The following is a 20,234-nucleotide window of genomic DNA, read 5'->3' as shown; positions in this document are numbered from 1 at the left end:
ACCGGGCCCGGCAGTGGCGACGCCACCGACCGGCAGCGCACGCGGTGCGGCAGCTGCTGCACCGCTCGGCGGGACGGCCCGCGCGGGCGGGGCGCCGATGCCTATGGGTGCTGTCGGCCGGGTGGCGGTGGGAACGGGCGGCACAGCGAGATCTCCAGAGGGAAGACAGGTGGCGGGCGGTGGAACAGTGGTCGCGTCCACGGCTACGGCGGACGGACCTGGTGGGGTAGCCGGGCCCCGGCCTCCGTGCTGCGACCGAGCGGCCGGACGGCGGGAGTGCCGGGCCGCGGCAGCAGGGTCAGGCCGCAGACCCCGAGCTGGACCGCGCGGTGGGCGGCGGCGTCTGCGAGGAGCAGCCGCTCGGTGCCCGGGGTGCCGGGCGGCGGTGCTTCGACGAGGAGCTGGACGGGCAGCCCGGCGTTGACCGCGGACAGGATTCCGTTCAGCGACTCCGCCCAGCGCGCCTGGTGCGGCAGGGCCAGCCGGTCGTGCTCGCCCTCGGTGGGCGCGCGCAGTTGCACCCGCACGGCGTGGACGGCACCGGCCAGTTCCTCGGCCAGCTGCGGCAGGCCGGGCCGGTTGGTGGTCACGGTCACCACCAGGCCCGCGCAGTTCAGCAGCCGGGCCGAGCGGACCAGGGTCTCGTCCAGGCCGGCCGCCAGCAGGTTCACTGCGACGATGCCGGCCTGCTGCAGAGCGGGCAGCGCGGCGGCCGCGTCGGTGAACATCCGGCTGGGGGCGCTGACGGCGAGGACCGGTGGGCGCCGCTCCTCCGGCCAGCCGGTGACCTGCTGCTCGTCCATGCCCACCCGGCCGCAGGGGAGCGGCTGAGGGCCCCGGTGGGCGGCGCCGGTCAGCGGGTCGAAGACCAGTGGCCGGCTGCCGGTGCTGTCCTCCACAACGGCCAAGGTCCGGGTCTGCCTCACGCGGCGGCCCCCCGGCTTCGGCCGGCGGTCGGCGCAGCGGGATGCACGAAGACCAGGTTCGGTGCGGTGCCCGCGCCCGCGCGGTCGGGCACCACCGCCAGCACCAGCGACCGCTCGACGACGTTCGCGTAGCAGCGCCACGTCCCGTCGGCGCGCACCGTGGACTCCTGGAGCTTGCCCTGGAGGAAGACGCTGAGGAAGCCCGCGTCCTCGCCGTCGGGCACGGTGGCGGCGAGCAGTGCCCGGACGAAGCGCTCCTGGCCGCGCTCGGATCGGACTGCGGAGTCCGAGAGGGGATGAACCTCGGTGCGGCTGCCGTCCCCGTACCGGCAGACGGTGAACGCCGGGCCTGCGACGTCCGTGGCCTCGGTGGCCGTCCAGGGCGCGTCGGCGGACGCCAGGAGCGCCACCGGCAGCCCCGCCGTGTCCGCGACGGCCCGGGCCCGCGCCGCGCCGGGGAGGTTCTCGATGTCGTGGTGGAACGCGGCGGCGGTCATCGCGCACCGCCAGCGGGCACCGGGGCGTCCTTGAGCATCGCCTTGACCAGGTCGGCGGGCCGGGTGAGCCGGGGGTCCGGCGGGATGGACAGCCAGTACCGGCCCCGGGCGGTGCGGCCGGGGCGCGGGCACCGCACGGAGTGCGCCGAGTGGACGACGCCGTACAGGGCGAGGCCGGAGGCGGCACCCGGCTCGCACAGCAGCTCCAGGCAGTTCCGCGGGGTGGTGGCCAGCACCGGGCCGACCGGGGCGCCGGCTGCCAGTAGCCGGGCGATGGCGGCGAGGGCGACCGGGGTGAGCAGGCGCACCACCTCGAAGCGGCCCTCGCCGTCGATCTCCACGCACAGCGTGGGGTTCGCCCACGGGTCGGCCGGTGCTTCGGGGCCGGTGAGCCAGGCGGCGAGCCGGTCGTGGTCGGCCGGGGCGCCCTTGAGCACGGCCAGCTGTTCCACGGTGGGCTTGGGCGCGGTTGCCGGGACGCGGGCGAAGCAGCCCGGGGCGGCGGGTGCGACGGCTCTCACCAGGTCACCCGCTCGTACACGGGGGGCACGACCGTGCCGTCGGGGCTCAGTTGGCCGCCGTCGTCGAAGACCAGCGCGCCGCTGGCCAGCCGCCCCCAGCCCTGCGCGGGGACGAAGGAGACGAGCTTGTCCTCGTCGGTGTCGGACGTCTTGCTGGACGGTGCTTCGGAGGGCATCGCGGGCTCCTTCAGATGCTCGAGGTGGACGGAAGCGGGGCGGGGCGCGGTCACGTGAGCTGCCGCCACGTGCGTACCGGGTACTCGGCGAGGGGCGGGCGGGCGCGTTCGGAACGCGCGGGGGCGGGCGGGCCCAGCGCTGCGGCGACATCCGCGAGCCGGGTGAACCCGGCGCCCGGCGGGACCCGCCAGTGCAGGCCCTCCGAGGGCTTGGCGGTCAGCGGCGGGACGTCGACTTGGGTGCCCTGCGGCATCATCCGCACCCCCGGTGCGCGCGGCACCGCCTCGCGGAAGTGCTCGCCCGGGGGGAGGAGGAAGTCGGAATAGCCGAGCGCCGAGGTGATCACCGGGCCGCAGGTGGGGCCGATCGCGGCCAGCACCGTCTCCGCCTCCGGTTCGTTGCACCGCAGCGCGTCGAACATCCGCCCGCAGTAGAAGCGGACGGTGTGGGCCGGCAGCCACACCGGCCGGGACGGGAACGACGCCTGGGCCGGGACTTGGGTGGTGTGCATAGCGGCTCCCTTACGGCTTCCGGGCGATCACGGCGTAGCCGCTGGCCCGGCGCCGCGCTCGCGGGTCGGTCGGGCTCAGGGACGGGGACCACTCCCGCACGGGCGCGGCTCCGGGGCCGAGCAGTTCCCAGCCCTCGACCAGAGCTGTGATCTCCTCCCGGGTGCGCGCGGTGTAGGGCAGACCCGCTGCCCGGTAGCAGTCGGCCTCGGCGCAGCCGTCCGGGCTGTCCGCGCTGCGGTGGCTGATCACCAGCCAGCTGCCGGGACGCACCGCCGTCTTGTAGGCGTCGAGCACCGCGCGGGCGTTCGGGATCTCGTGGAGGACGTCGAAGAACAGCAGCGCCACCGGCCGGTCCCAGGCGACCGGCACACCGGGCCGGCCGAGGACGCCGTCCGGGTCGGCGAAGTCGGCCTCGTGGTGCCGCACGCGCACCGTGCCGTCCGGCGGGGCGGCGAGCAGGGCCCGGGCGTGCGTCATCACCAGCGGGTCCTTGTCGACGTGCACCATCGTGGACCCCGGGGCGGCCAGGCGGTGGAGCTCGGCGAACCCCGGCCCGGACGCCTGGAGCAGCCGCGGAGGGAGGGGGAGGCCGCACCCGAAGTCGATGAGCTGGTCGGCACCGGGGAGGTGGGCGAGGTGGGCGGCGGCGAGCGTGCGGAAGCGCTTGCGGTCCACGGCGCGCTGCTCCGCCGCCTCGTCGCCGTCCAGGACCTGCCGGGCTGCCGCCTGGTCTGCGGGGAAGTGCGTTTTCCCCCCGAGCAGTACGTCCTCCACGCGCGCGGACTGCGCGATGCTCATGTCCAGCCGTCGGCAGGGGTGCTCGCCCGGGTCCGGTGCGAGTCCGTCCCAGGGCACCTGGAATCCGGTGTCGGCCACCTGCCGCGGCAGGGTGTGGAGCCTGGTCGCAGGGCGGGCCGGGCCGGGGGGTCGGCGGACGGTGAGGGGCATCGGGTTCTCCAGCGGTCGCGGACGGCGTGCGGGATTCGGGGCCGGGGGTCAGGCCGACAGCGCGGCGGCAGGGGCCAGGCGGTCGGCCAGCATCGCGAGCTGCTTGCCGATGTCTCCCATCTCGGCCTCGCCGGTGCCGAGGGCGGCGAGCAGCGAGCCGTCGCCGGCGGTCACGATCAGCAGCTGGGCGTCGTGGTAGTCGATGGAGATGTGCTGGGTCGACGCCCCTTCCAGCACCCTGGCGACGCCGGCGGCGAGGTGGCCCAGGCCGGTGACCGCGGCGGAGAGGGTGTCGGCGAGGTCTCGCGGCATGCCGTCGGTGGACGCCATGAGGAGACCGTCCCCGCTGACCTGGAGCGCGTGGCGGATGCCGGGGACCGTCCCGGCCATGGCGGTCAGGGTCTCGGAGAGGTCGGTGCGGGGCTGGTTCATCAGACCGTTTCTTCCAGGGATTCGGACGTGGGGGAGAAGGCCGCCGGGGCCGGTGGAGCGTCATCGGGCAGGACGAGCAGGTGGCCCGGCAGCAGGACGGTGGCGCGTGTGCCGCCGCCCGGGGCGGAGCGCAGGTAGACGTGGAGACCGAGCGCGGTCGCCGCCAGGGCCACGGTGCGCAGCCCGATCCGGGGAAAGGGCTGGCGCGGTGCCGGCCGGACGGTTCCGGGCCCAGGGATCGCGTCCGACGCCGGATGGAGCCGTCCCTCGACCAGCGCGGTGGCCTGCGCCAGGGCGAGGTCGTCCATGCCGACTCCGGCGTCGGTGACGCTGACGAGAGCACCGCCGTCGGCGCTGTTCCCGACGTGGAGGTGGACGGGTTCCTCGCCTTCGGCGCAGGCACGGACACCGTTGTCGAGCAGCTCGGCCAGGGCCGTCATCAACGGCTCGACGACCCAGCCGTGGACCTGGAGGGCGGAGTCACCGGCCACCTCGACACGCTGGAAGTCGGCGATCGCGCACTGGGCGCCTCGCGCGACTTCGACCAGGGTGACGGGCCTGCGGCGGCGCGCGGGCCAGGCGCCGCCGGCCAGCACGAGCGCGCGCAGCACGCCGTGGTGGGCCATCGCGTTGGCGTGGTCGAGGCCCATCGCCGAGTCGAGCTTTTCGGGGTCGGTGAGCGACAGCTGCTGCTGGGCGATCATGCGGCGCTGGGCGTCCAGGATGCCCAGGAGGGGCTCGAGGCTGGCCAGCAGGTCCTGGCGTGCGGCGTGCTGGAGCTGGCCGACGCAGTTCGAGATCTGCCAGGCCGCCTCGTGCAGCTCCGGTGCGGCGCTCGGGTGCAGCGACAGGCCGCCGGGGCGGACCGTCCGGAGAACCCGGGGCAGGCTGCCGCGGACGAACGCCTGGACCGCCGCCCCGCCAGCTGCGGCGAGTTGGCGGCGGAGACTGTCCTGCTCGGTTTCCGGTTGGGGCGTGGCCCGCCGGTGTCTGCGGCCGATCGACCTGGTACTCACGTTCACCTCCAAGGTGGTTGCCCGTCGTCGAATGGGGGTCCGGGCGGATGAGGGGTGCTCAGTTCGGCTGGGGCGCTCCGAGAGCGGCCAGCAGGGCGCTGGGGGCGGTGGCCACCAGCCGGCCGGGTGGAATGGCCCAGTGCACGTCTCGGCCGGATCGCACCGCCGCGGGCGGCACGCTCAGGCGGGCGTCGGCGCGTCGCAGCCGGGCACCGCAGGCCCGCCAGCCCGGGGTGAGGAATCCGGGCTCGACCAGGAAGTCCATGCTGTCGGCCAGGCGGCTGGCCAGGACCATCCCGCACTCCTCGCGCAGCGCCGCGATCACCCGCCGACCGACCGCCTGGGGCATCCGGACGACGTCGAACCGGTCGCCCAGGACGACGGATTCGACCTGGTCGCGGGGCACCCACGGCGGGATGAGGCCGTAGCCGCTTCGCGCGACCTGGTACCCGGCCCCCGGCGCCTGCCGGCCCCGAGGGGCCGCGCCGGTCACCGGGTCCGCCCGGCGGCGAAGGGCGCGAGGTCGGCCGTGCACGGGCCGGACGGCGTGGCCAGTGAGAAGGCCTTGAGCGCGGACCGCATCGTGTCGAAGGCCGTGGTGCCGTCGCCGGCGACCACGAGCAGGCAGCTGTCGTCGAGAGCCGTGACGATGGCCTGGGTGTCGTGGGTGCGGCGCGCCCAGTACCAGGGCCTCCCGAGGTGGCCGCCGTCCCGGGCCCAACGCCAGCCGCCGACCGCGACCCTCGCCAGGTCCGCCGTGCTTGCCGGGTCGAGTCCGAGCGTGTGGGCGAGGATCTCTCCCGCGGTGGTCGTGCGCACCGCGCCGACTCCGCCGCTGATGCCGGTGACCAGGCCGGCCAGCCCGGCGGGAGAGCACGGCGCCGAGGTGCCGGCGTACGGACGGGGGAAGCGCGTGGTCGGTCCGATGACCAGCTCGGGCTGGCCGACCTGGAGCCCGGGCTCCGAGCGTGAGGAATTCAGCACGCGGCGGCCCCCACGTACTGGGACAGGCCGGACTGCTCCCGGTCCAGGGTGCGCCGGGGCGGTGACACCGCAGCGCCGAAGGCGATGCGACCGTAGGTGTCGAGGAAGGCGAAGTAGCCGGACGGAACCCTGCCGTGGTCGACAGCCCTGCCCAGCGCGTCTCGCAGCTGCGCCTGATCCGCCAGATCGGCCTCGGTGGCGATCAGCAGCGCCGCAGTGCTGGCCTCCTCGCCGATCAGCCGGTACGAAGGCCAGCCGTGGTCGGCCACGATCGCGGTGAGGAGATCGACCGCGTGTCGGGCGGCCTCCAGCCGTGCCTCCGCCCACGTGTAGTCGCCGGTGCCGGTCTGCCGCCGGATCGCGAGGCGGACGGCGTCGGCGTGGCGGACGAGCTGGTCGGCCACCAGGTGATCGAGCGTGAAGTCCCCCAACTCCCGCCGGCTGATGGCCTGCTCGGGCGTCGCCAGGCGATGCTCGGACAACGCGGGCAACTCGAAGCCGCCGCTGTGCAGCGCGGCTACCTCCGGCAGGTGCTGGCAGGCCTCTGCCTGCGCCGAAGCAGTGGCGGCCAGGTCGGAGCACCCGGCCGACGACGAGCGCCGGTCGTGGCCGACGGCCCGGGGGCCGACCGTACGCGGCCGGATGGAGCTGTCGGCGCAGCTGGGCCGTATCAGCGTGCCGAGCCGGTTGAGGAGCCGGCGTCCGGGCGCAGGCGGCTTGCGCCGACGTGTGCCTCCAGCACGGATAATGGTCATTTCCCCCCCAGGGACAGGTGATTGGGTGTGGTGACGGGCGCGTCTCAGGTGGCGAGTGCCGGCTCAGTGGCGCTCTGGAGGCACTTGGCGGTGCCGTCGCTGCGCCAGTAGGCCGTGATCCGCTTCCCGCCGCCGGCCTCGGTCCGCCCGAGGGTCACGTGGTCGCTCAACTTGCCGACCAGTTCGAGCCCGCGGCCGCCGGTGGCGTCCGCACCGGCCACCCGGGAGACCGGGAAGGTGAGGTTCTGGTCCTCGACGCAGAGGGCGACCATCCTGCGATAGCGGGCAATGGTCACGGTCACGAAGCCCTTGTCGGCGCCGGGCCCTCGCCCGTGCACGACCGCGTTCGTGATCAGCTCACTGGCCACCAGGACCACGTCGTCGGCCAAGTCGGCCAGGCCCCAGCCGAGGAGCTCGGTGCGAACCAGACGGCGGCCGGCCGAGGCAGCGGCTCTGTCCGCCCGCAGCTCCACTGAGCGCAGTTCCTCGACCTCGCTGCGGTCCGGGAGCGCCCCCGGCTCCGGCTCGGGGAGCAGCCAGGGCTGGTCCGGGCTGGTCGTCATGCCTTCAGCTCCCTCGCGTCAGCGCCGCTGCGGGGCACCGCGCCCAGCGTGCTGCGTACCTGTGCTGTCGAAGCGGCCGCCGCCGGGCACCCATGGCGGAGTGCGACCGCGCGGCCTGCCGGGCCGGAATCCGTCGCCGCTGTGACCACGCTCGCTCCCCCCTTCGTGAGGCCGGTGTCGGCCGCCTGCGGGTAGCGCGACTGCGGGACCCGGGCGTTGACCTTGACGAAACGGCCTCGGCGCGGTGCCGCTGCGGAATATCGTCGACAGTGAGCGAACCGCCGATCACGGCCCGTGGGTACCCAGTCGCGGCGGCGGATGCCGTTAAAGCCGTTAAAGATCGTTTCGAGGAGGAGCGGCGCACCGTGGCGCACGAACGCAACCTGCTGCTCGCCGCCGTCATCAAGGAGCTGGGCTGGTCGCAGGAACAACTGGCCGGCCACTTCCGCCGCATCGCCGCCGAGCAGGGCGCCGACGAACTGCTGTCGGTCAACCGCAATCACATCGCCCAGTGGCTCCGAGGCGTGAAACCCAGCGGCCACGCCCCGGATATCTTGTGCGCGACGCTCTCCAGGGGACTGGGGCGCGTGATCACGCCCTCGGCCATCGGGCTCGCCCCGGCCGACGAGGCACCCGCGGCGCCCGGCTGGGACGCCGACAGCGTTTCCGCACTCGCAGACCTCGGGAGCAGCAGCGACATGTTGAGCCGGCGACAGGTGATCGGAGGCTCGGTCTACTCCGCGATCGGAGCCGTGCTCCCGCCGGAGCCCTGGTGGCAGAACAGGCTGGCCGCCGCCCAGCGGCGCGTTCCGCTCTCGCGCCTGACCGTCAGCCCCGTGGAGGTCGAGGCCGTTCGCGAGGCCGCCGCGTTCTTCTCCTCGCGCGACCAGCGCCTGGGCGGCCGCGCCGGCCGAGCAGCGCTCACCACGTACCTCCGCACAGACGTCGCCGACTACATGGCCGGGCGCTTCCCCAGCGAGCAGGTCCGCCGCGACCTCGCCGCGGCTGCCGGTGAGCTCGTCTACGTCGCCGGCTGGATGGACTTCGACGCGGGCCGGCAGGGCTCGGCGCAGCGGGGCTTCGAGGTGGCGCTGGCCCTGGCCGCCGAGGCGGACGACGCCCCGCTGGCCGGCCACATCCTGCGCGCCGCCGCGCACCAGGCCGTGGACCTCGGACACCCCGGCCGAGCACTTCAGCTCGCCGAAGCCTCCATGGACCGCCGCCGCTACGGCCAGGCGAGCTCCAGAGAGAAGTCGCTGCTGGGCGTCGTCCATGCACGCGCCCTCGCCGCCTCCGGCCGCCGCCAGGACGCGCTGACGGCACTGCTGCGGGCCGAGAACGACCTCAGCAACGCGGCCCCGGCTGGCAGCGGGGAGGACCCGGCGCGGGTCGGGTTCTTCGGCGAGGCCAGCCTCGCGCACGAGACGGCATGCACCCTGCGCGACCTCGGCGACCTCCAGGGAGCGGAGACCCAGTTCCAGCACAGCGTGCGCACCCGCCTGCTGCCGTTCGCCCGCACCCGGGCCGTCACCCTCGGATACCTCGGGGACGTCCAGGTCCGCCAAGGCCACATCGAGGCCGGCTGCGCCACCTGGGACCAGGCCTTGGACGCCATGGTCGGACTCCAGTCCGCCCGGGCCCGGAGCACGGTGGTCCAGATGCGCCGCAGCCTGTCCCCGGTCCGCGGGCGCGGCGGGAGCGTTGCGGCCCGGCTCGACCGTCGTGCCCAGGAGTTCCTGCGCACCGTAGGCTGACCGCGCCACACCCCCGAACCCCCGGCCCGGCCCCCGCCCCTGGGCAGCCCGACAGGCCGAACGAGATGGGAGCCAGCCGTGTCCGACATGCTCCAGTTCAAGCCGATCGCCACCGTGGTCGGCGGGCACATCGAGCCCGCCGACGACTTCCAGGGCGGCGTGGAGTCGATCATCAGACTGAATGATGAGTACCCGCTCGACACCCTTCAGGGCCTCGAGGAGTTCTCCCACCTCGCCGTTATCTGGTTCTTCCACCGGGCGTCGCCCGACGATGTCCAGCTGCACGCCCGCAGCCCCCGCGGGGACAGCCGGTGGCCGGCCACCGGCACCTTCGTCCACCGCAACCACCGCCGCCCCGCTCAGATCGCAACGTCCTACCCTCGCCTGCTGCGCGTCGACGGACGGGACCTGCACGTCACGGACCTGGACGCCGTGGACGGCACGCCCGTGCTGGACCTGGCGCCCTGGTTCGTCGCCATGGGCCCGCGCGGACCCATCACCGAGCCGGCCTGGCCGGGCGAGATGCTCGCCCGCTACTGGGCGGACGCCGCCGACCGCAGCCACTGAAGCAGCCCCCGCCACGTCCGCTACGCCCCTCGCGGCGAGCGCCCGGCCTGATCGTGCCGCTGCGGCGGCAACCCGCTCCCGGCCCGGGCGGGGGCCGTATCCCGCAACGCCGAGGCAACGGCTCGGCAGGACGACACCCGACCTGGCTGGGCTGGTGGACCTCACGCCGCTCCTCCTGGAGATGCCGACTGCCGTGAACGCTGGAGCCGAAGGCCGAGTGACCCTCGGGGCTCTGCGGGCTCGGCAAGACTCGTCGGGGTCGACGGAGGTGACAACCAAGCAAAAACAGGCCGAACGGAGAAAACCGAGCCGAACGTTGGGCCGCCGCCGACGCGCGGCTCGGTTTCAGCAGCGAAACCGAGCCGTTGTCGGAGCGAAGTCGCCACAGCGTGTATGGCGGAGGCCAATGGGCCCGCACAATGACCGGTATGACGAATCGTCACGGCCGGCCGTGCGTACTGCGACTGCAGCGTGATCGCGCAGTGTCCGACGGAGGACTGCCGGCCCTCGTGGCCGCCCTGCAGCAGTGCTGCGGAGTCAGCGCCCTGAACGCCAACCGGCGGGCGCGGGGGTGGAGCCGCCCCCAGGTCATCACCAAGTTGACGGAACTCGCGGGGCAGACCGCCCCAGGACCCTTCCGGGGCACCAAGGAGCTGCTGCGCGGCTGGGAGGACCTCGGCGTCCGGCCCCGCGAGTACACCGTCCGGCTTCTCTGCCAGCTCTACGAAGCGACCCCCAGCGCCCTGGGACTGGAGAGCCCTGTGCCGGTGGCGCTCACCTCCGCGCCGCCGGCAGGCATGGCGCAGCCTGACCCCGCGCACGATCTCGCAGAGCGCACCCGCCGTGCGATCAACCGCTCCCTCGCCGACACCACGGTCAGCCCCGGGGAGTTGGACCTGCTCGACGACCGGCTCCAGACCGCCCGCTGCCTCTACGTCACCGCTCCACCGGAGCAGATGATCCAGATCCTGCTCAGGGACTTGCAGGACATCCAGGTTCTGTCCGCCGAACGGCAGCCCGCCGCGACGCAATGCCGCTTGTCCGAGCTGACCGCTGTCGCCTCCACCCTGGTGGCCGACGCGATGATGAAGCTCGGTCGCCTGCACGACGCCCAGCGCTGGTACGAAACCGCCCGGCTCGCCGCCGACGACGCCGGCAACCCCGAGCTCCGCGCGCGGGTCCGCGTCCAAGCAGCCATGCTGCCGTACTACTACGGCCCACTGGCGGCAGCCGCACAGCTCGCCCGGGAGGCGCGCCTCCTGAGCCGAGGCCGCCCGAGCCCGACAGCAGTGTTCGCCGTAGCCGCCGAAGCACGCGCGCTCGCCCGCCTCGGAGACCACGACGGAGCCAAGGCCACGATCCGCCTCGCCCAAGACCTCTTCGAACACTGCCACGGCGGAGCGGACAACGACGCCTGGGCCTTCCCCGAGCGGCGCCTGTGGCTGTACCTGTCCGGGGCGTTCACCGCTCTCGGCCAGACCATGCAGGCCCGGCACGCCCAGCAGCAGGCGCTGGCGCTCTACCCGAAGGATCACAGCGGCATCGACCCGGCGTTGCTCCGGCTCGAGGAAGCCATGTGCCTGGTGATCGAACACCACCCCGTCGACGCGCTGCAGCTGGCCGTGCACACCTATAGCGAGGTACCGGCCCCGCACCGCACCGCGATCCTCGGCGCCCGGGCCCAAGAGGTTATCGACATACTCCCCAACCAACTCCAGGCAGGCCGCCCGGCCAGGCAGTTCGCGCAGGCGCTCGCTCTGCCCGCCGGACGGGCGTGACACAAGACCGTGCCGTACGAAACCCTGACCAACATGTCCACCACCGCAGTCACTGCCGGCGGGTACACGCCCGCGCGCCTGGCCACCGTTCTCGACCAGACGTGCCGCACCGTCGGCCTCGACCCGGCGGGCGCCGTCCTGCTGCGCGGCCATACCAACGCGGTCTACCACCTGCCTGCGGCGCGGGTCGTGCTCAAGATCGCCCGGCTCGGCACACCGCCTGAATCTGTACGCCGCACGACTGCCCTGGTCGTCTGGCTCACCGGACTGGACTTCCCGACCGTCGGCCTGCACCCCGTGCAACAGCCGATCGAGGCAGACGGCCACCTCGCGACGGTCTGGACCTACCTGCCCCAGCCACAGCACCCGGTCTCCGCCGAACAGCTCGCCGGCCCGCTGCGGACTCTCCACCAGCTGACCGACCCGCCCGTCCGACTGCCCGTCCTGGACACGGTCGCCGCCATCCGCCGGTCCCTGGCCACCGCCGCTGTACTCACCCCCGACGAGCACGACCTCCTGAGTCGACGGGTGGACGAACTCGAAGACCGACTCGGCAGCGTCGCCTACCTCTTGGAGCCCTCGGTCGTCCAGGGCGACCCCCAGCACCGCAACGCGCTCCACGACGGCGCCGGCGCAGCAGTCCTGTGCGACTGGGACACCGCCTCGTTCGGCCAGCCCGAATGGGATCTGACCACCATCGAGATCCACTGCCGTCGCTTCGGATACGGCCAAGCTCACTACAACGCCTTCGCCGCCCGCTACGGCCTCGACATCACCGAGTGGTCCGGCTACCCCGTCCTGGCCGCCCTGCGCGAACTCCGGATGATCACCACCAATGCGAGGCGCGCCGTACCGGGCAGCGTCACCCATCAAGAGGTTCAGCGCCGCATCAGTCAGGTTGCCAGCGGCGACACCGAACGGCGGTGGAGCATTCTCTGAGTCGTACGGCCCCGTCACGGCCCGTGCCACCCGGCTGGGTGGAAGGAGTTGCGGCCCGGCCGCGCGCCCTCGCCGAGCGCCCGACGGCTGGCCCGAGCTTTTCGTCAGGATCGCCGAGCGCCTCCAGGCGGCCATCTCGCTTCCAGCAGGCGACCGCCAATCGTCTCTCTCCCTTCAGCGAGACCTCGCTGAGGCCTGGCCAGCCAGCCTCGCTGCAAGCGATGCCATCACCCCAGTTCATGGCGACGCCTGACCCGGCAACATCCTCAGGACGCCTGTCGGCCCGCTGCTCATGGATTTCGAACGCTTCTCGATCGGCCCCCGCGAATGGGACCTCACCTCCACCGCGGTAAGGGCCCGAACAACCGGAGCCGTCACCGCCAACGACTACACCAAGTTCTGCGAGCTCTACGGATACGACGTCACTACCTGGAGTGGGTACGGGGTCCTGGCCGGCGCCCGCGAGCTACGCATGGTCAGCTATGCGGCCCGGCACGCGGTGCACCACCCCCGAGTGGCGCCGTGAAGCGCAGCACCGCACTGACTGTCTGCGCGGTAGGCACGGAAGTCGCTCCTGGAAGTGGACCGGCATCATGTAGCGCCCTGCACCCCTCTGACCTGGGGTTTTCATCACCCTGCTGCTCCGGAGATTTCAGGCGCGCCCGTCGGCAAGGTTGATTCACAGACTGTGAATCGCCACGATCGGACTCATGACGTCCCGCCGCGCACGCAAGCAAGCCGCCATCGCACCGCTGGTGAAGCCACCCGTGCGACTCGACCTCCGCAGGCCAGAAGTCCTGGTCCAGGAGCTGCGGGAGATTCACGAGCGCTTCAGTTCTGCGGACTCGATGCCTGACAACGGTGAGCTGTACAGCGCGCTGTTGTGGGCAGAGCGCCACTCGACCGACCTCGGCAGCACCCCAGCGCCGACTCGCCGGAAAGCCGCTGTTATCCGCGTGCGTCTGTGGCAGCACCTGCGCGAGAACCTCGACCGCCACCAACTGGCAGCAGTAGACGATGCACGCGCCGCCGGCGCTGAGTGGGCTGAGCTTGCCGAGCCCCTTGCAGTGAGGGCCTCCAGCGCTGCCTACAACCGTGCCGCGCGGATGCGGTCCGCCAACATGACGACCCCTGACGGCCTGGCTATCCGGCGAACCCCCGAGGCCCTCGCCAAGGCGCAAGCCGAGGTCGAGCGGGAACTCCGTGAGTCCCGCCGGCGGGAGGCAGCCGCAGCAGGGCTGCACGCTCACGTCTACGCAGTCGCCTCTCGCCTTATCGCGTGTCGCCAGCAACTCCCTGACGACGAGGATCTGCAGGACTGGCTTGACGAGGTCGAGATCACCATGGCTGACTGCGCCACCCCTGCGCAGCAGGCACGGCTCCATCGTTATGTCACTGCTTCGACGCGCGCCTTTCGCCGATTCAGTCGAGAGCGCCCCGGCTCCTTGACGATGACCACCGAGGCGGTGGCAGCCGTTGCTGCGGCCGAGGCGTTGCCCGATCCGGATGAGCTCCGGTAGGTCCAGAACGTGCCCCCGCTTGAGCCCCAAAATGGATGCCTCACGAATTCTGGGCACCGCCTTCTCGCGCCGTTTCCGCGCCTTCACGCGGGGCTCACCGCCGAGACCGAGTCAAACTTCGGCAGTGACCATCAGCCGACGCGGCCTCGCAAGTGCGATCAGCCCAGACACTGTCGCCAGTCAGGTGCAGCACGACCATGTGAAGAGTCCATGACATCGCACCATGAGGGAACTTGCCGCGAACCTGTCATTAGTAAAGAAAGAGCAAAATGCGGCCTGACCTGCATGTTTCACAAAGTCACATACTTCACTCACTTACTCACTCCGACACTCACCCCCCCAACTGCACCAGCAGGCAGCTTCGTCCGATCCAGCCAGTGGGGCTGACGCCAGATCCTCCATCGGTTCTTCATTCACTAGGTCTCACGCAAATGGAGAGATCGAACTTCTCTACCCGCCGACAAGGTCACCAAAAAGGTTGGAGTTCGAATCCGAAAGCGAAAGCGATTCGATGCCCGGTCGCCCACGCCGCGCCGATATCTGATGCAGCGTGACATGAGCCGACCCCTACGTGTATGGTCACCGCCGAGAACGAAGGGACACGCAGTCCGGTCAGCTATCGGCGCTTCCCCTCCAGGTGGGGTGGCGTTTGGCCTTCGCGGCCGTCTCGCTACAGCGGAGAAGTCTTGGAACTCTACGAATTCACCGGCCTAGCCAGTCGACTTGAGGCTATTGCGAGCTTCGACGACATGTCCGGTGACGACATGCTCCAGGAGCTTGTGGAACAGCTCCGCCCCTACCTGCAGAAGGTGATCGGGGTGACCATCGGCAAGGGCGGGGAGACCAAGACCACCCTTGCCACCAACCTCGCGTACATGCTCGCCGAGGAGCAGTCGCTCCGGTCCAAGCGAGGCAAGTCGGCGCTCCCCGTTCTGTACTTGGAGCTCGACCACAACGGCGACAGCAAGACCGACTTCGGTCTCCTCCGCAGGATCCAGGAGCATGTCCTCGCCAGCCACGCCGGAACCGAGGAGGAGGCCCAGGCTGAGGTCAGGCGCCTCCTAAAGGAGATCGACGACGACGGCAAGGCCCTGCGGGATGCGATCACCAACGACGGGAACCTGAAGGTCGTCAAGGAGATCCGGCCGTTCCTGGACTTCGCGATCTCCGGCAAGTGGTGTGCAGACATCCCGACGCGGCTCGGCAAGTTGCAGGACACCCACGGCCTTGCGGCTTTCCTACTGCTGGCACTGCTGCTCGCGCAGATCTCCCACCTGTACAGCTGGATCGTGATCGACTTCGCTCCTGGCGACAAGGCTGTCCAGCGAAGTGGCGTGGCCGCGGCTACCCACCTGGTAGCACCCATCCACAACACCGATGACGCTGCGCTCCGCGGCGTGGCGACCGTTGCCCGCCTGGTCCGGAGTAACCGCCGCCTCAACCCGGAGGTGGACCTCGTAGCAGTTGTCTTCGTAGGGTTCCGGAAGGTGGACGGCGAAGCCACCTCCGAGTTGACGAATCCTCGCGACAAGCTTGCAGCGATGCTGTCGGCAGCCGGGATGGATCCGAACATCATCCTCGACGAGTACATCCGCGACGCACGGAAGCTCGCCTCCCTTTGTCGCAACCAGGGCCGCCCGGCACGCGAGTTCGCACTCGCCGCCGCTGGCCAACTGCTCGATGCGGGTGGCGCTGCTGTCCCGCGACCGCGGGACGAAAACGGCCGCTACGCGGACGCAGAGGCCTCGGCCAAGCTCGCTGACGACTACTCCCAGTTGGCGCGAGTGCTCTTGGGCCGCGTCCGCCAGCACACCACCAACCTTCGTGACCAGCAGATGCAGGGGGCCTCGTGAGCAAGTCGACCACCAACAGCACGACCACGAAGGCTGCACGCGGCGGGGGCGGAGCCTCCCAGCAGCCCACGAGCAGGTCCACCATCAAGCCTCATCAGGTGATCCCCGAAGCAGACTTCGGGGGCGATGATGATGAGGAAGACGACTATCAGCCGCCCACGCGCGGCTTCACCCCTAAGCCGGCAGTCCCCCAGGCCCCTGCGGCGGTAGTCCCTGCCCAGGTGAGCGAGCCCACCGAGGAGGTGAAGGCGGTCGCTCCCGAGATGATCACCGCGCAGCCTTCGGCTTCTCCGGCCCTGCAGCCCGCAGCCGCCGGCCTCGGGGTGCCCGCTGGCGTCAAGGCAGACGTCGCCGACACAGCTACGGAGGGCCAGGCTGTTCCCCCGAGCACGCCAGCTACGGCTACCTCGCCGGTTCTGGAGGCCACCGCGGAGCGAAGCACTGACCTGTCGGACGAGTCCGCGAATGGGTCTGCCGTATCGGGAGCACTAGCTGGCACCGCCGACCAGACCACCAGCCTCAAGATCGAGTCGAACGCCTCGGTAGACGTCACCCCGCAGGCCCCCGACAGCCCTACGTGGACACCCCGGTACGCCCCCGCCGTGAGAACTTCCGCTTCGGTGTCCGTTGCCGCACCTGCTCGCCGCCCCGGACGTCGCCGGCCGATCGAGTCGTTCGATGCGGAGCGGCCACGGCCGCGCAACGAGGAGGCCGGGCAAGAGCTCGCTATGCGGGCCCCCCGGTACGCTGCGCTGCTCGGGGTGTACAGCGGAGGTCAGCTGGCGACCCTGCAGTTCGAGAGCCGCAACGTCAACCTGTACGGTCTTCTCGCCGATCAGGTCGGTGCTCAGGTCGTAGCGGACAAGGCGCTGCTGAAGAAGCTCACCAGCCAGCGCCCCCGGTTGACTCCCGCACACTACGTCGATGCAGCCCTGGAGCCGGTTCTCCGCCCGCTCGACCCGGAGGGCACCGACCTGGACAACCTCGAGGCGGAGCGGGAGTACGTCTGGGAACTCGCCCAGCGGGGCAATGCTTACCGGAAGTACATCAAGAGCGACCAAGACAGCGACAGCCTGCCTCACTACCGAGCGAAGATTCCCCTGCGCGCTGATGTCAACGCTCGGTTCAGCCGGCTGATCGACGTCATGGACTCGATGCAGGGCGTCCCGGCAAAGCCTTACGAGATCGTCAGTGCTGTGCTGGCGGAGTACCTGCTCGGCCTGGCTGGAGAGGTGCCAGCTTTGACCGAGGTGTTCGGTAAGTTCACCGAGGTGACCACCATCCAGTAGTGCACAAGCGAACTCTCTGAGCATGAAGCTCAGTTGGACCCGGCACTGCGCCAGACGGGGTCCTTGCCTTGCCTCACTCAGTCGTGTTGGCGGGGCAAGGGCCCTGTGCCGTCACAGCGTAGGCCCTAGCGAAGGCGGCTGCTGCGGGGGAGTGGTAGGCCTCGTTGAGATGGTGCAGGCGCACGATCTCGGCGTCGAAGTCGATTCCCTCGGGCGGGGTTCCGTCGGCCTGGTCGCTGATGGCGGCGGGGGGCTTGCCGGCGCTTTTGGCGGCGTGGGCGGCTCGGAGGGTCAGGGCCTCGACCATCGCGTCGAGGGCGTCGCCATGGAGGCCTTGGTCTTGGGCGGCCTGGCGGGCCTGGGCGCGGACGTGGTCGTCGGCGTAGGGGGTGAGCGCGAGGCTGGCGTCCCGGATCTCGATGACGAGCCGGTGAAGGCGGAGGCGCTGGCTCTGCCGCTTGGTGGGAGCCAGGACGATCTCGGGGACCTGGCCAGTGAGAGCTGACCACAGCGGGCTGATCTGGCGCAGGTGGCGGCGGTTGCGGATCGCGCGGGCGGCGACACCGCCAGCAGGGATGCTGTTGCCGATCAGGATGAGTGCCATCGCCACCCACTCGACGTTGTTGATCAGGTTCGCGTCGATCAGGTCGACGTCGACGAGCTGGGCGAACATCTGGATCATGCGCAAGGCCGTGTAGAGGACGCCGACCGCGGTTCCGACGGCGAGGACGCGCAGCCCGGTGCGCAGGAAGGCGGCGCCGGCGTTGCGGCTGGCGCTCCAGAAGAGCCAGGTGGCCACGGTCATGACGACGCCGAGGTAGCCGATGAAGACGGCGGCGTAGGTGGTGGCCGACCAGGAGCCGGCGTATGCCTCGTAGAAGTCGTCGACTTCGGTGGGCATCTGGATGCGGACGAAGAGCACGCTGAGGGAGACGGCCGCGGCGACGGCAAGGATGATGTGGGGCTTGCGGATCCTGGTCACCAGGTCGGGGCGAGCCATGGTGATCACGAACTCCAGGGCCGCGCCGCAGTCGATGATCCCGATGAGGTGCTTGAGCAGGATCGCCAGGTTCGTGATGCCGGCCGCGTGGTCGATGGCGTGCGAGACGGCGGGGATGCCGATGGTGGAGACGACGGCCAGGGCGGCGAAGCCGACCCACAGGGCCCGCTGTTTGGGGACGCGGATCGCGGAGGGCAGGCGCCAGAAGGTGACCGTCCAGAGCATGGCCAGGACGGCGATCTTGCCAGGGTTCATTTGCGTACCGGGTGCCCGAAGGCGTCGTTGAGGCGGTCGAGGATGGCGGCCGAGCCGGCCCGATGGGACTTCGGGTTCGCTTCGTTGCGCGATGCGCGCTCGAGGATGAGGGTGGCCAGCTGCTCGGCATCGCGTTCCTGGGTGGAGTCGTACTTGGTGCGGCCCAGGAGCTGGAGGATGCGTTCGGGCGAGAAGCCGATGGCCTCGTCGGCCGGGCGCGGGGCTGCGATGCTGGCCCGGATGCGGGCGGCCTCGGCGCGGATGACGGAGGCGATCGGCAGGTCGGGGGAGTCGACGCCGGCGATCGCGCGCGAGGTGCGGGCCAGGGTGCGCTCGAAGTACTGCTCGGCGTCGGCGATGCCGGCCAGGGCGGGATCGGCGGGGTCCAGCTCGGGGGCGACGTGGCCCAGGAGCATGTGGCTGATCTCGTGCAGGATGATGTGGATCTTGAGGATGTCGGGGGCGCCGCCCTCGTAGAAGACGAGGTCCGCGACGTCGAGGCCGAGCCAGATTCCGCACGGCAGTTCGGGGTCGCGCGGGCCGTCCAGCGGCAGCAGGACCAGGGGGCGGCCTCGTTGGTCTTCGATGGCATCGCAGAAGGTGCCGAGTTCGAAGGGCTGCGGGATGGCGAGGTCGCGGGCGATCAAGGCGCAGGCGTCAGGTCGGTCCCGTCTCCACCACCAGCTCATGGCTCCCTCGCTGCTCGGCGCGCGGCGCGGTGGCCTGCGCAACGACATGCGGAAACAGCTGCTCCGCATGAGATCAGAAGCAGCTTAAGGGGGTTTTGTGGAGATCGAAAACCGTAATTTATGTGACTCGATGTCAAAATAGCTCGACCGAATTCACATGTGATTTCCGACTCAGTCCTTGCGGCGCTTTCGGGCGTTGGCCTCGGGGACCGCGGGGAGCCCCTCCCCCGCTCGGACTCCGTCGACGACGCTGGTGATGGCCTTCAGCGCCTTCTTCGACAGGCCGCCCAGGCGCAGCGTGAGCGCGCGCACCTGCTGGTCCTCGAGCACGGTGGCGAGCTCGTCGCCGGCCGCGGCCTTGTCGGCTCCGTCCCTGATCTCTTCGATCCGGGCGACCACCACTTCGGCCACTTCGTCATCGGTGAAATATCCGGTCGGCACGCCGAAGAATGAGGCGAGGGCCCGGAGCGAGTCGACTCCGGGGTTGGTGACCTTGCCGGAGCGGATGCTCTGGATGGTTCCGTGGGAGACGGTGGGGCCGTCGTCCGCGGCGGCGTTCTTCTTGATCAGGTCGGCGAGCTCTATGTAGCCGTACGGGCCGCGACCTTCGGGGTGGAGGGTGCGGATCAGGTAGTCGAGCCGCTGCGCGAGCGTGCCCGTCCCGACGAGGGCGTCTTCACCCATCCCGCGATCACCACTCCTTAGGCCTGGCTGGCCTCGATGTTGATTCCTTGACGATCCCCATTATCCAGACGTCTAGACGCCTAACGCTACACCTGGCGCGAAGTTCATCTAGCCAACTGTTGTGGATCTTCGCTATCTGCCGCTGCCGCCCGAGGCCCGCCTGACTCCGGTGATCACCGGAGGGTGATGGTCGGGCGACATCCAATCGGAGCCGAGCAGACTGCGAAATCCTTGCTCCCGCCAGCCTAGAGCGCCCCCCGGCCCCTCGATACCGCCGACGGCCCCCCTTGCCGTAGAGCTGCAAATATCACTGTGTGTGATGGGACTTGACAGCGACAGTGGGGGGCAACGTATGTTTCGAGCACGCCGCATCTAGCCGACTAGATGGCCTAAAACTGGTGGGTATGCAGTTCCATCCAGTTGCCTTGTGCCATCAGGCGGGGTGCGGCAGGGGGGCGAATCTGCCGCGACAGCGCGGACCGCAGCCCACAGCAAGGCCGGTGCCTAGGGGGTAGCACCCCCCCAGGCACCGGGACGCGGCTCCTGCTCGGAGCTGCGGACCACTGGGTCCTCGA

At 70.9% G+C, this 20,234-nt stretch carries 23 protein-coding genes; 8 read left to right on the top strand and 15 right to left on the bottom strand.

What is annotated here, in order from left to right:
* Positions 1 to 203 precede the first annotated feature (203 nt).
* From ACFY4B_RS26665 to ACFY4B_RS26610, 12 genes are all read right to left on the bottom strand, one after another.
* A complete protein-coding gene (locus ACFY4B_RS26665) occupies positions 204 to 899 on the bottom strand; it encodes a hypothetical protein (RefSeq protein WP_387971801.1) in 696 nt (231 codons plus the stop codon).
* A 23-nt stretch (positions 900 to 922) separates the two neighbouring features.
* Positions 923 to 1,423: a hypothetical protein gene (locus tag ACFY4B_RS26660; RefSeq protein WP_380436222.1), complete on the bottom strand. Its 501-nt coding sequence runs from the start codon at positions 1,421 to 1,423 to the stop codon at positions 923 to 925.
* Entirely contained in the window at positions 1,420 to 1,944 is a 525-nt protein-coding gene (locus ACFY4B_RS26655) for a hypothetical protein (protein WP_380436224.1), read from the bottom strand. The genes ACFY4B_RS26660 and ACFY4B_RS26655 overlap by 4 nt, the downstream gene beginning before the upstream one ends.
* Positions 1,941 to 2,120, bottom strand: coding sequence for a DUF5999 family protein (locus ACFY4B_RS26650; RefSeq protein WP_376635955.1), 180 nt, complete (start codon positions 2,118 to 2,120; stop codon positions 1,941 to 1,943). Before ACFY4B_RS26650 ends, ACFY4B_RS26655 begins: the two co-directional genes overlap by 4 nt.
* Positions 2,121 to 2,170: 50 nt before the next feature.
* Positions 2,171 to 2,632 carry a hypothetical protein gene (locus ACFY4B_RS26645; protein WP_387971797.1) on the bottom strand — a complete coding sequence of 154 codons (462 nt, stop codon included), beginning with the start codon at positions 2,630 to 2,632 and terminating at the stop codon, positions 2,171 to 2,173.
* A gap of 10 nt (positions 2,633 to 2,642) precedes the next feature.
* Complete coding sequence (locus tag ACFY4B_RS26640) at positions 2,643 to 3,581, bottom strand: SAM-dependent methyltransferase (protein ID WP_387971794.1); 939 nt, start codon at positions 3,579 to 3,581, stop codon at positions 2,643 to 2,645.
* A gap of 48 nt (positions 3,582 to 3,629) precedes the next feature.
* On the bottom strand, positions 3,630 to 4,013 hold the full coding sequence (locus ACFY4B_RS26635) for a roadblock/LC7 domain-containing protein (protein ID WP_387971791.1): 384 nt from the start codon (positions 4,011 to 4,013) through the stop codon (positions 3,630 to 3,632).
* Complete coding sequence (locus tag ACFY4B_RS26630; RefSeq protein ID WP_387971788.1) at positions 4,013 to 5,029, bottom strand: ATP-binding protein; 1,017 nt, start codon at positions 5,027 to 5,029, stop codon at positions 4,013 to 4,015. The genes ACFY4B_RS26635 and ACFY4B_RS26630 overlap by 1 nt, the downstream gene beginning before the upstream one ends.
* A 58-nt stretch (positions 5,030 to 5,087) precedes the next feature.
* On the bottom strand, positions 5,088 to 5,435 hold the full coding sequence (locus tag ACFY4B_RS26625) for a hypothetical protein (RefSeq protein WP_376635964.1): 348 nt from the start codon (positions 5,433 to 5,435) through the stop codon (positions 5,088 to 5,090).
* A gap of 83 nt (positions 5,436 to 5,518) precedes the next feature.
* Positions 5,519 to 6,013, bottom strand: coding sequence for a hypothetical protein (locus ACFY4B_RS26620; protein WP_387971785.1), 495 nt, complete (start codon positions 6,011 to 6,013; stop codon positions 5,519 to 5,521).
* The gene (locus ACFY4B_RS26615; RefSeq protein WP_387971782.1) at positions 6,007 to 6,495 is read right to left on the bottom strand and encodes a hypothetical protein; all 489 of its coding nucleotides are present in this window, start codon (positions 6,493 to 6,495) and stop codon (positions 6,007 to 6,009) included. The genes ACFY4B_RS26620 and ACFY4B_RS26615 overlap by 7 nt, the downstream gene beginning before the upstream one ends.
* 317 nt (positions 6,496 to 6,812) lie before the next feature.
* On the bottom strand, positions 6,813 to 7,331 hold the full coding sequence (locus tag ACFY4B_RS26610; RefSeq protein WP_387971779.1) for an ATP-binding protein: 519 nt from the start codon (positions 7,329 to 7,331) through the stop codon (positions 6,813 to 6,815).
* A 365-nt stretch (positions 7,332 to 7,696) separates the two neighbouring features.
* Between ACFY4B_RS26610 and ACFY4B_RS26605 the strand changes: the two genes are divergently transcribed.
* The 8 genes from ACFY4B_RS26605 to ACFY4B_RS26570 all read left to right on the top strand — a co-directional run bounded on the left by ACFY4B_RS26605 (position 7,697) and on the right by ACFY4B_RS26570 (position 17,031).
* Entirely contained in the window at positions 7,697 to 9,085 is a 1,389-nt protein-coding gene (locus ACFY4B_RS26605; protein ID WP_387971776.1) for a Tat pathway signal protein, read from the top strand.
* Between the two features lie 87 nt (positions 9,086 to 9,172).
* Positions 9,173 to 9,652 (top strand): TrmO family methyltransferase, encoded by a 480-nt coding sequence (locus ACFY4B_RS26600; RefSeq protein ID WP_387972319.1) that lies wholly within the window; start codon positions 9,173 to 9,175, stop codon positions 9,650 to 9,652.
* A gap of 482 nt (positions 9,653 to 10,134) precedes the next feature.
* The gene (locus ACFY4B_RS26595) at positions 10,135 to 11,430 is read left to right on the top strand and encodes a hypothetical protein (protein ID WP_387971773.1); all 1,296 of its coding nucleotides are present in this window, start codon (positions 10,135 to 10,137) and stop codon (positions 11,428 to 11,430) included.
* A gap of 33 nt (positions 11,431 to 11,463) precedes the next feature.
* Positions 11,464 to 12,369, top strand: coding sequence for a phosphotransferase family protein (locus ACFY4B_RS26590; protein WP_387971770.1), 906 nt, complete (start codon positions 11,464 to 11,466; stop codon positions 12,367 to 12,369).
* Positions 12,370 to 12,661: 292 nt separating this feature from the next.
* Positions 12,662 to 12,895, top strand: a complete 234-nt coding sequence (locus tag ACFY4B_RS26585; RefSeq protein WP_387971767.1) for a hypothetical protein — start codon at positions 12,662 to 12,664, stop codon at positions 12,893 to 12,895.
* A 184-nt stretch (positions 12,896 to 13,079) separates the two neighbouring features.
* Complete coding sequence (locus ACFY4B_RS26580) at positions 13,080 to 13,889, top strand: hypothetical protein (RefSeq protein WP_387971764.1); 810 nt, start codon at positions 13,080 to 13,082, stop codon at positions 13,887 to 13,889.
* A 686-nt stretch (positions 13,890 to 14,575) separates the two neighbouring features.
* Entirely contained in the window at positions 14,576 to 15,742 is a 1,167-nt protein-coding gene (locus ACFY4B_RS26575) for a ParA family protein (RefSeq protein WP_387971762.1), read from the top strand.
* Entirely contained in the window at positions 15,739 to 17,031 is a 1,293-nt protein-coding gene (locus tag ACFY4B_RS26570; RefSeq protein WP_387971759.1) for a hypothetical protein, read from the top strand. The genes ACFY4B_RS26575 and ACFY4B_RS26570 overlap by 4 nt, the downstream gene beginning before the upstream one ends.
* Positions 17,032 to 17,104: 73 nt before the next feature.
* Here the strand turns inward: ACFY4B_RS26570 and ACFY4B_RS26565 are convergent, their stop codons facing one another.
* From ACFY4B_RS26565 to ACFY4B_RS26555, 3 genes are all read right to left on the bottom strand, one after another.
* Positions 17,105 to 18,286 (bottom strand): MAB_1171c family putative transporter, encoded by a 1,182-nt coding sequence (locus ACFY4B_RS26565; protein ID WP_387971756.1) that lies wholly within the window; start codon positions 18,284 to 18,286, stop codon positions 17,105 to 17,107.
* Entirely contained in the window at positions 18,283 to 18,933 is a 651-nt protein-coding gene (locus tag ACFY4B_RS26560) for a hypothetical protein (RefSeq protein WP_387971754.1), read from the bottom strand. The genes ACFY4B_RS26565 and ACFY4B_RS26560 overlap by 4 nt, the downstream gene beginning before the upstream one ends.
* Positions 18,934 to 19,146: 213 nt before the next feature.
* Entirely contained in the window at positions 19,147 to 19,659 is a 513-nt protein-coding gene (locus tag ACFY4B_RS26555) for an XRE family transcriptional regulator (RefSeq protein ID WP_380436262.1), read from the bottom strand.
* Positions 19,660 to 20,234: the final 575 nt, after the last annotated feature.

Origin of the sequence: Kitasatospora sp. NPDC001261 (genome assembly GCF_042896795.1) — a bacterium.
In the GTDB taxonomy this organism is placed as follows: Bacteria; Actinomycetota; Actinomycetes; order Streptomycetales; family Streptomycetaceae; genus Kitasatospora.
This window is presented reverse-complemented; position numbering and strand designations above follow the sequence as displayed.

What these genes read in the sequence shown, in the direction of transcription:
- ACFY4B_RS26660 (WP_380436222.1), bottom strand. Translation starts at nt 1,423, where the DNA reads ATGACCGCCGCCGCGTTCCACCACGACATCGAGAACCTCCCCGGCGCG.
- ACFY4B_RS26650 (WP_376635955.1), bottom strand. Translation starts at nt 2,120, where the DNA reads ATGCCCTCCGAAGCACCGTCCAGCAAGACGTCCGACACCGACGAGGAC.
- ACFY4B_RS26645 (WP_387971797.1), bottom strand. Translation starts at nt 2,632, where the DNA reads ATGCACACCACCCAAGTCCCGGCCCAGGCGTCGTTCCCGTCCCGGCCG.
- ACFY4B_RS26640 (WP_387971794.1), bottom strand. Translation starts at nt 3,581, where the DNA reads ATGCCCCTCACCGTCCGCCGACCCCCCGGCCCGGCCCGCCCTGCGACC.
- ACFY4B_RS26635 (WP_387971791.1), bottom strand. Translation starts at nt 4,013, where the DNA reads ATGAACCAGCCCCGCACCGACCTCTCCGAGACCCTGACCGCCATGGCC.
- ACFY4B_RS26610 (WP_387971779.1), bottom strand. Translation starts at nt 7,331, where the DNA reads ATGACGACCAGCCCGGACCAGCCCTGGCTGCTCCCCGAGCCGGAGCCG.
- ACFY4B_RS26600 (WP_387972319.1), top strand. Translation starts at nt 9,173, where the DNA reads ATGCTCCAGTTCAAGCCGATCGCCACCGTGGTCGGCGGGCACATCGAG.
- ACFY4B_RS26590 (WP_387971770.1), top strand. Translation starts at nt 11,464, where the DNA reads ATGTCCACCACCGCAGTCACTGCCGGCGGGTACACGCCCGCGCGCCTG.
- ACFY4B_RS26585 (WP_387971767.1), top strand. Translation starts at nt 12,662, where the DNA reads ATGGATTTCGAACGCTTCTCGATCGGCCCCCGCGAATGGGACCTCACC.
- ACFY4B_RS26580 (WP_387971764.1), top strand. Translation starts at nt 13,080, where the DNA reads ATGACGTCCCGCCGCGCACGCAAGCAAGCCGCCATCGCACCGCTGGTG.
- ACFY4B_RS26565 (WP_387971756.1), bottom strand. Translation starts at nt 18,286, where the DNA reads ATGAACCCTGGCAAGATCGCCGTCCTGGCCATGCTCTGGACGGTCACC.
- ACFY4B_RS26555 (WP_380436262.1), bottom strand. Translation starts at nt 19,659, where the DNA reads ATGGGTGAAGACGCCCTCGTCGGGACGGGCACGCTCGCGCAGCGGCTC.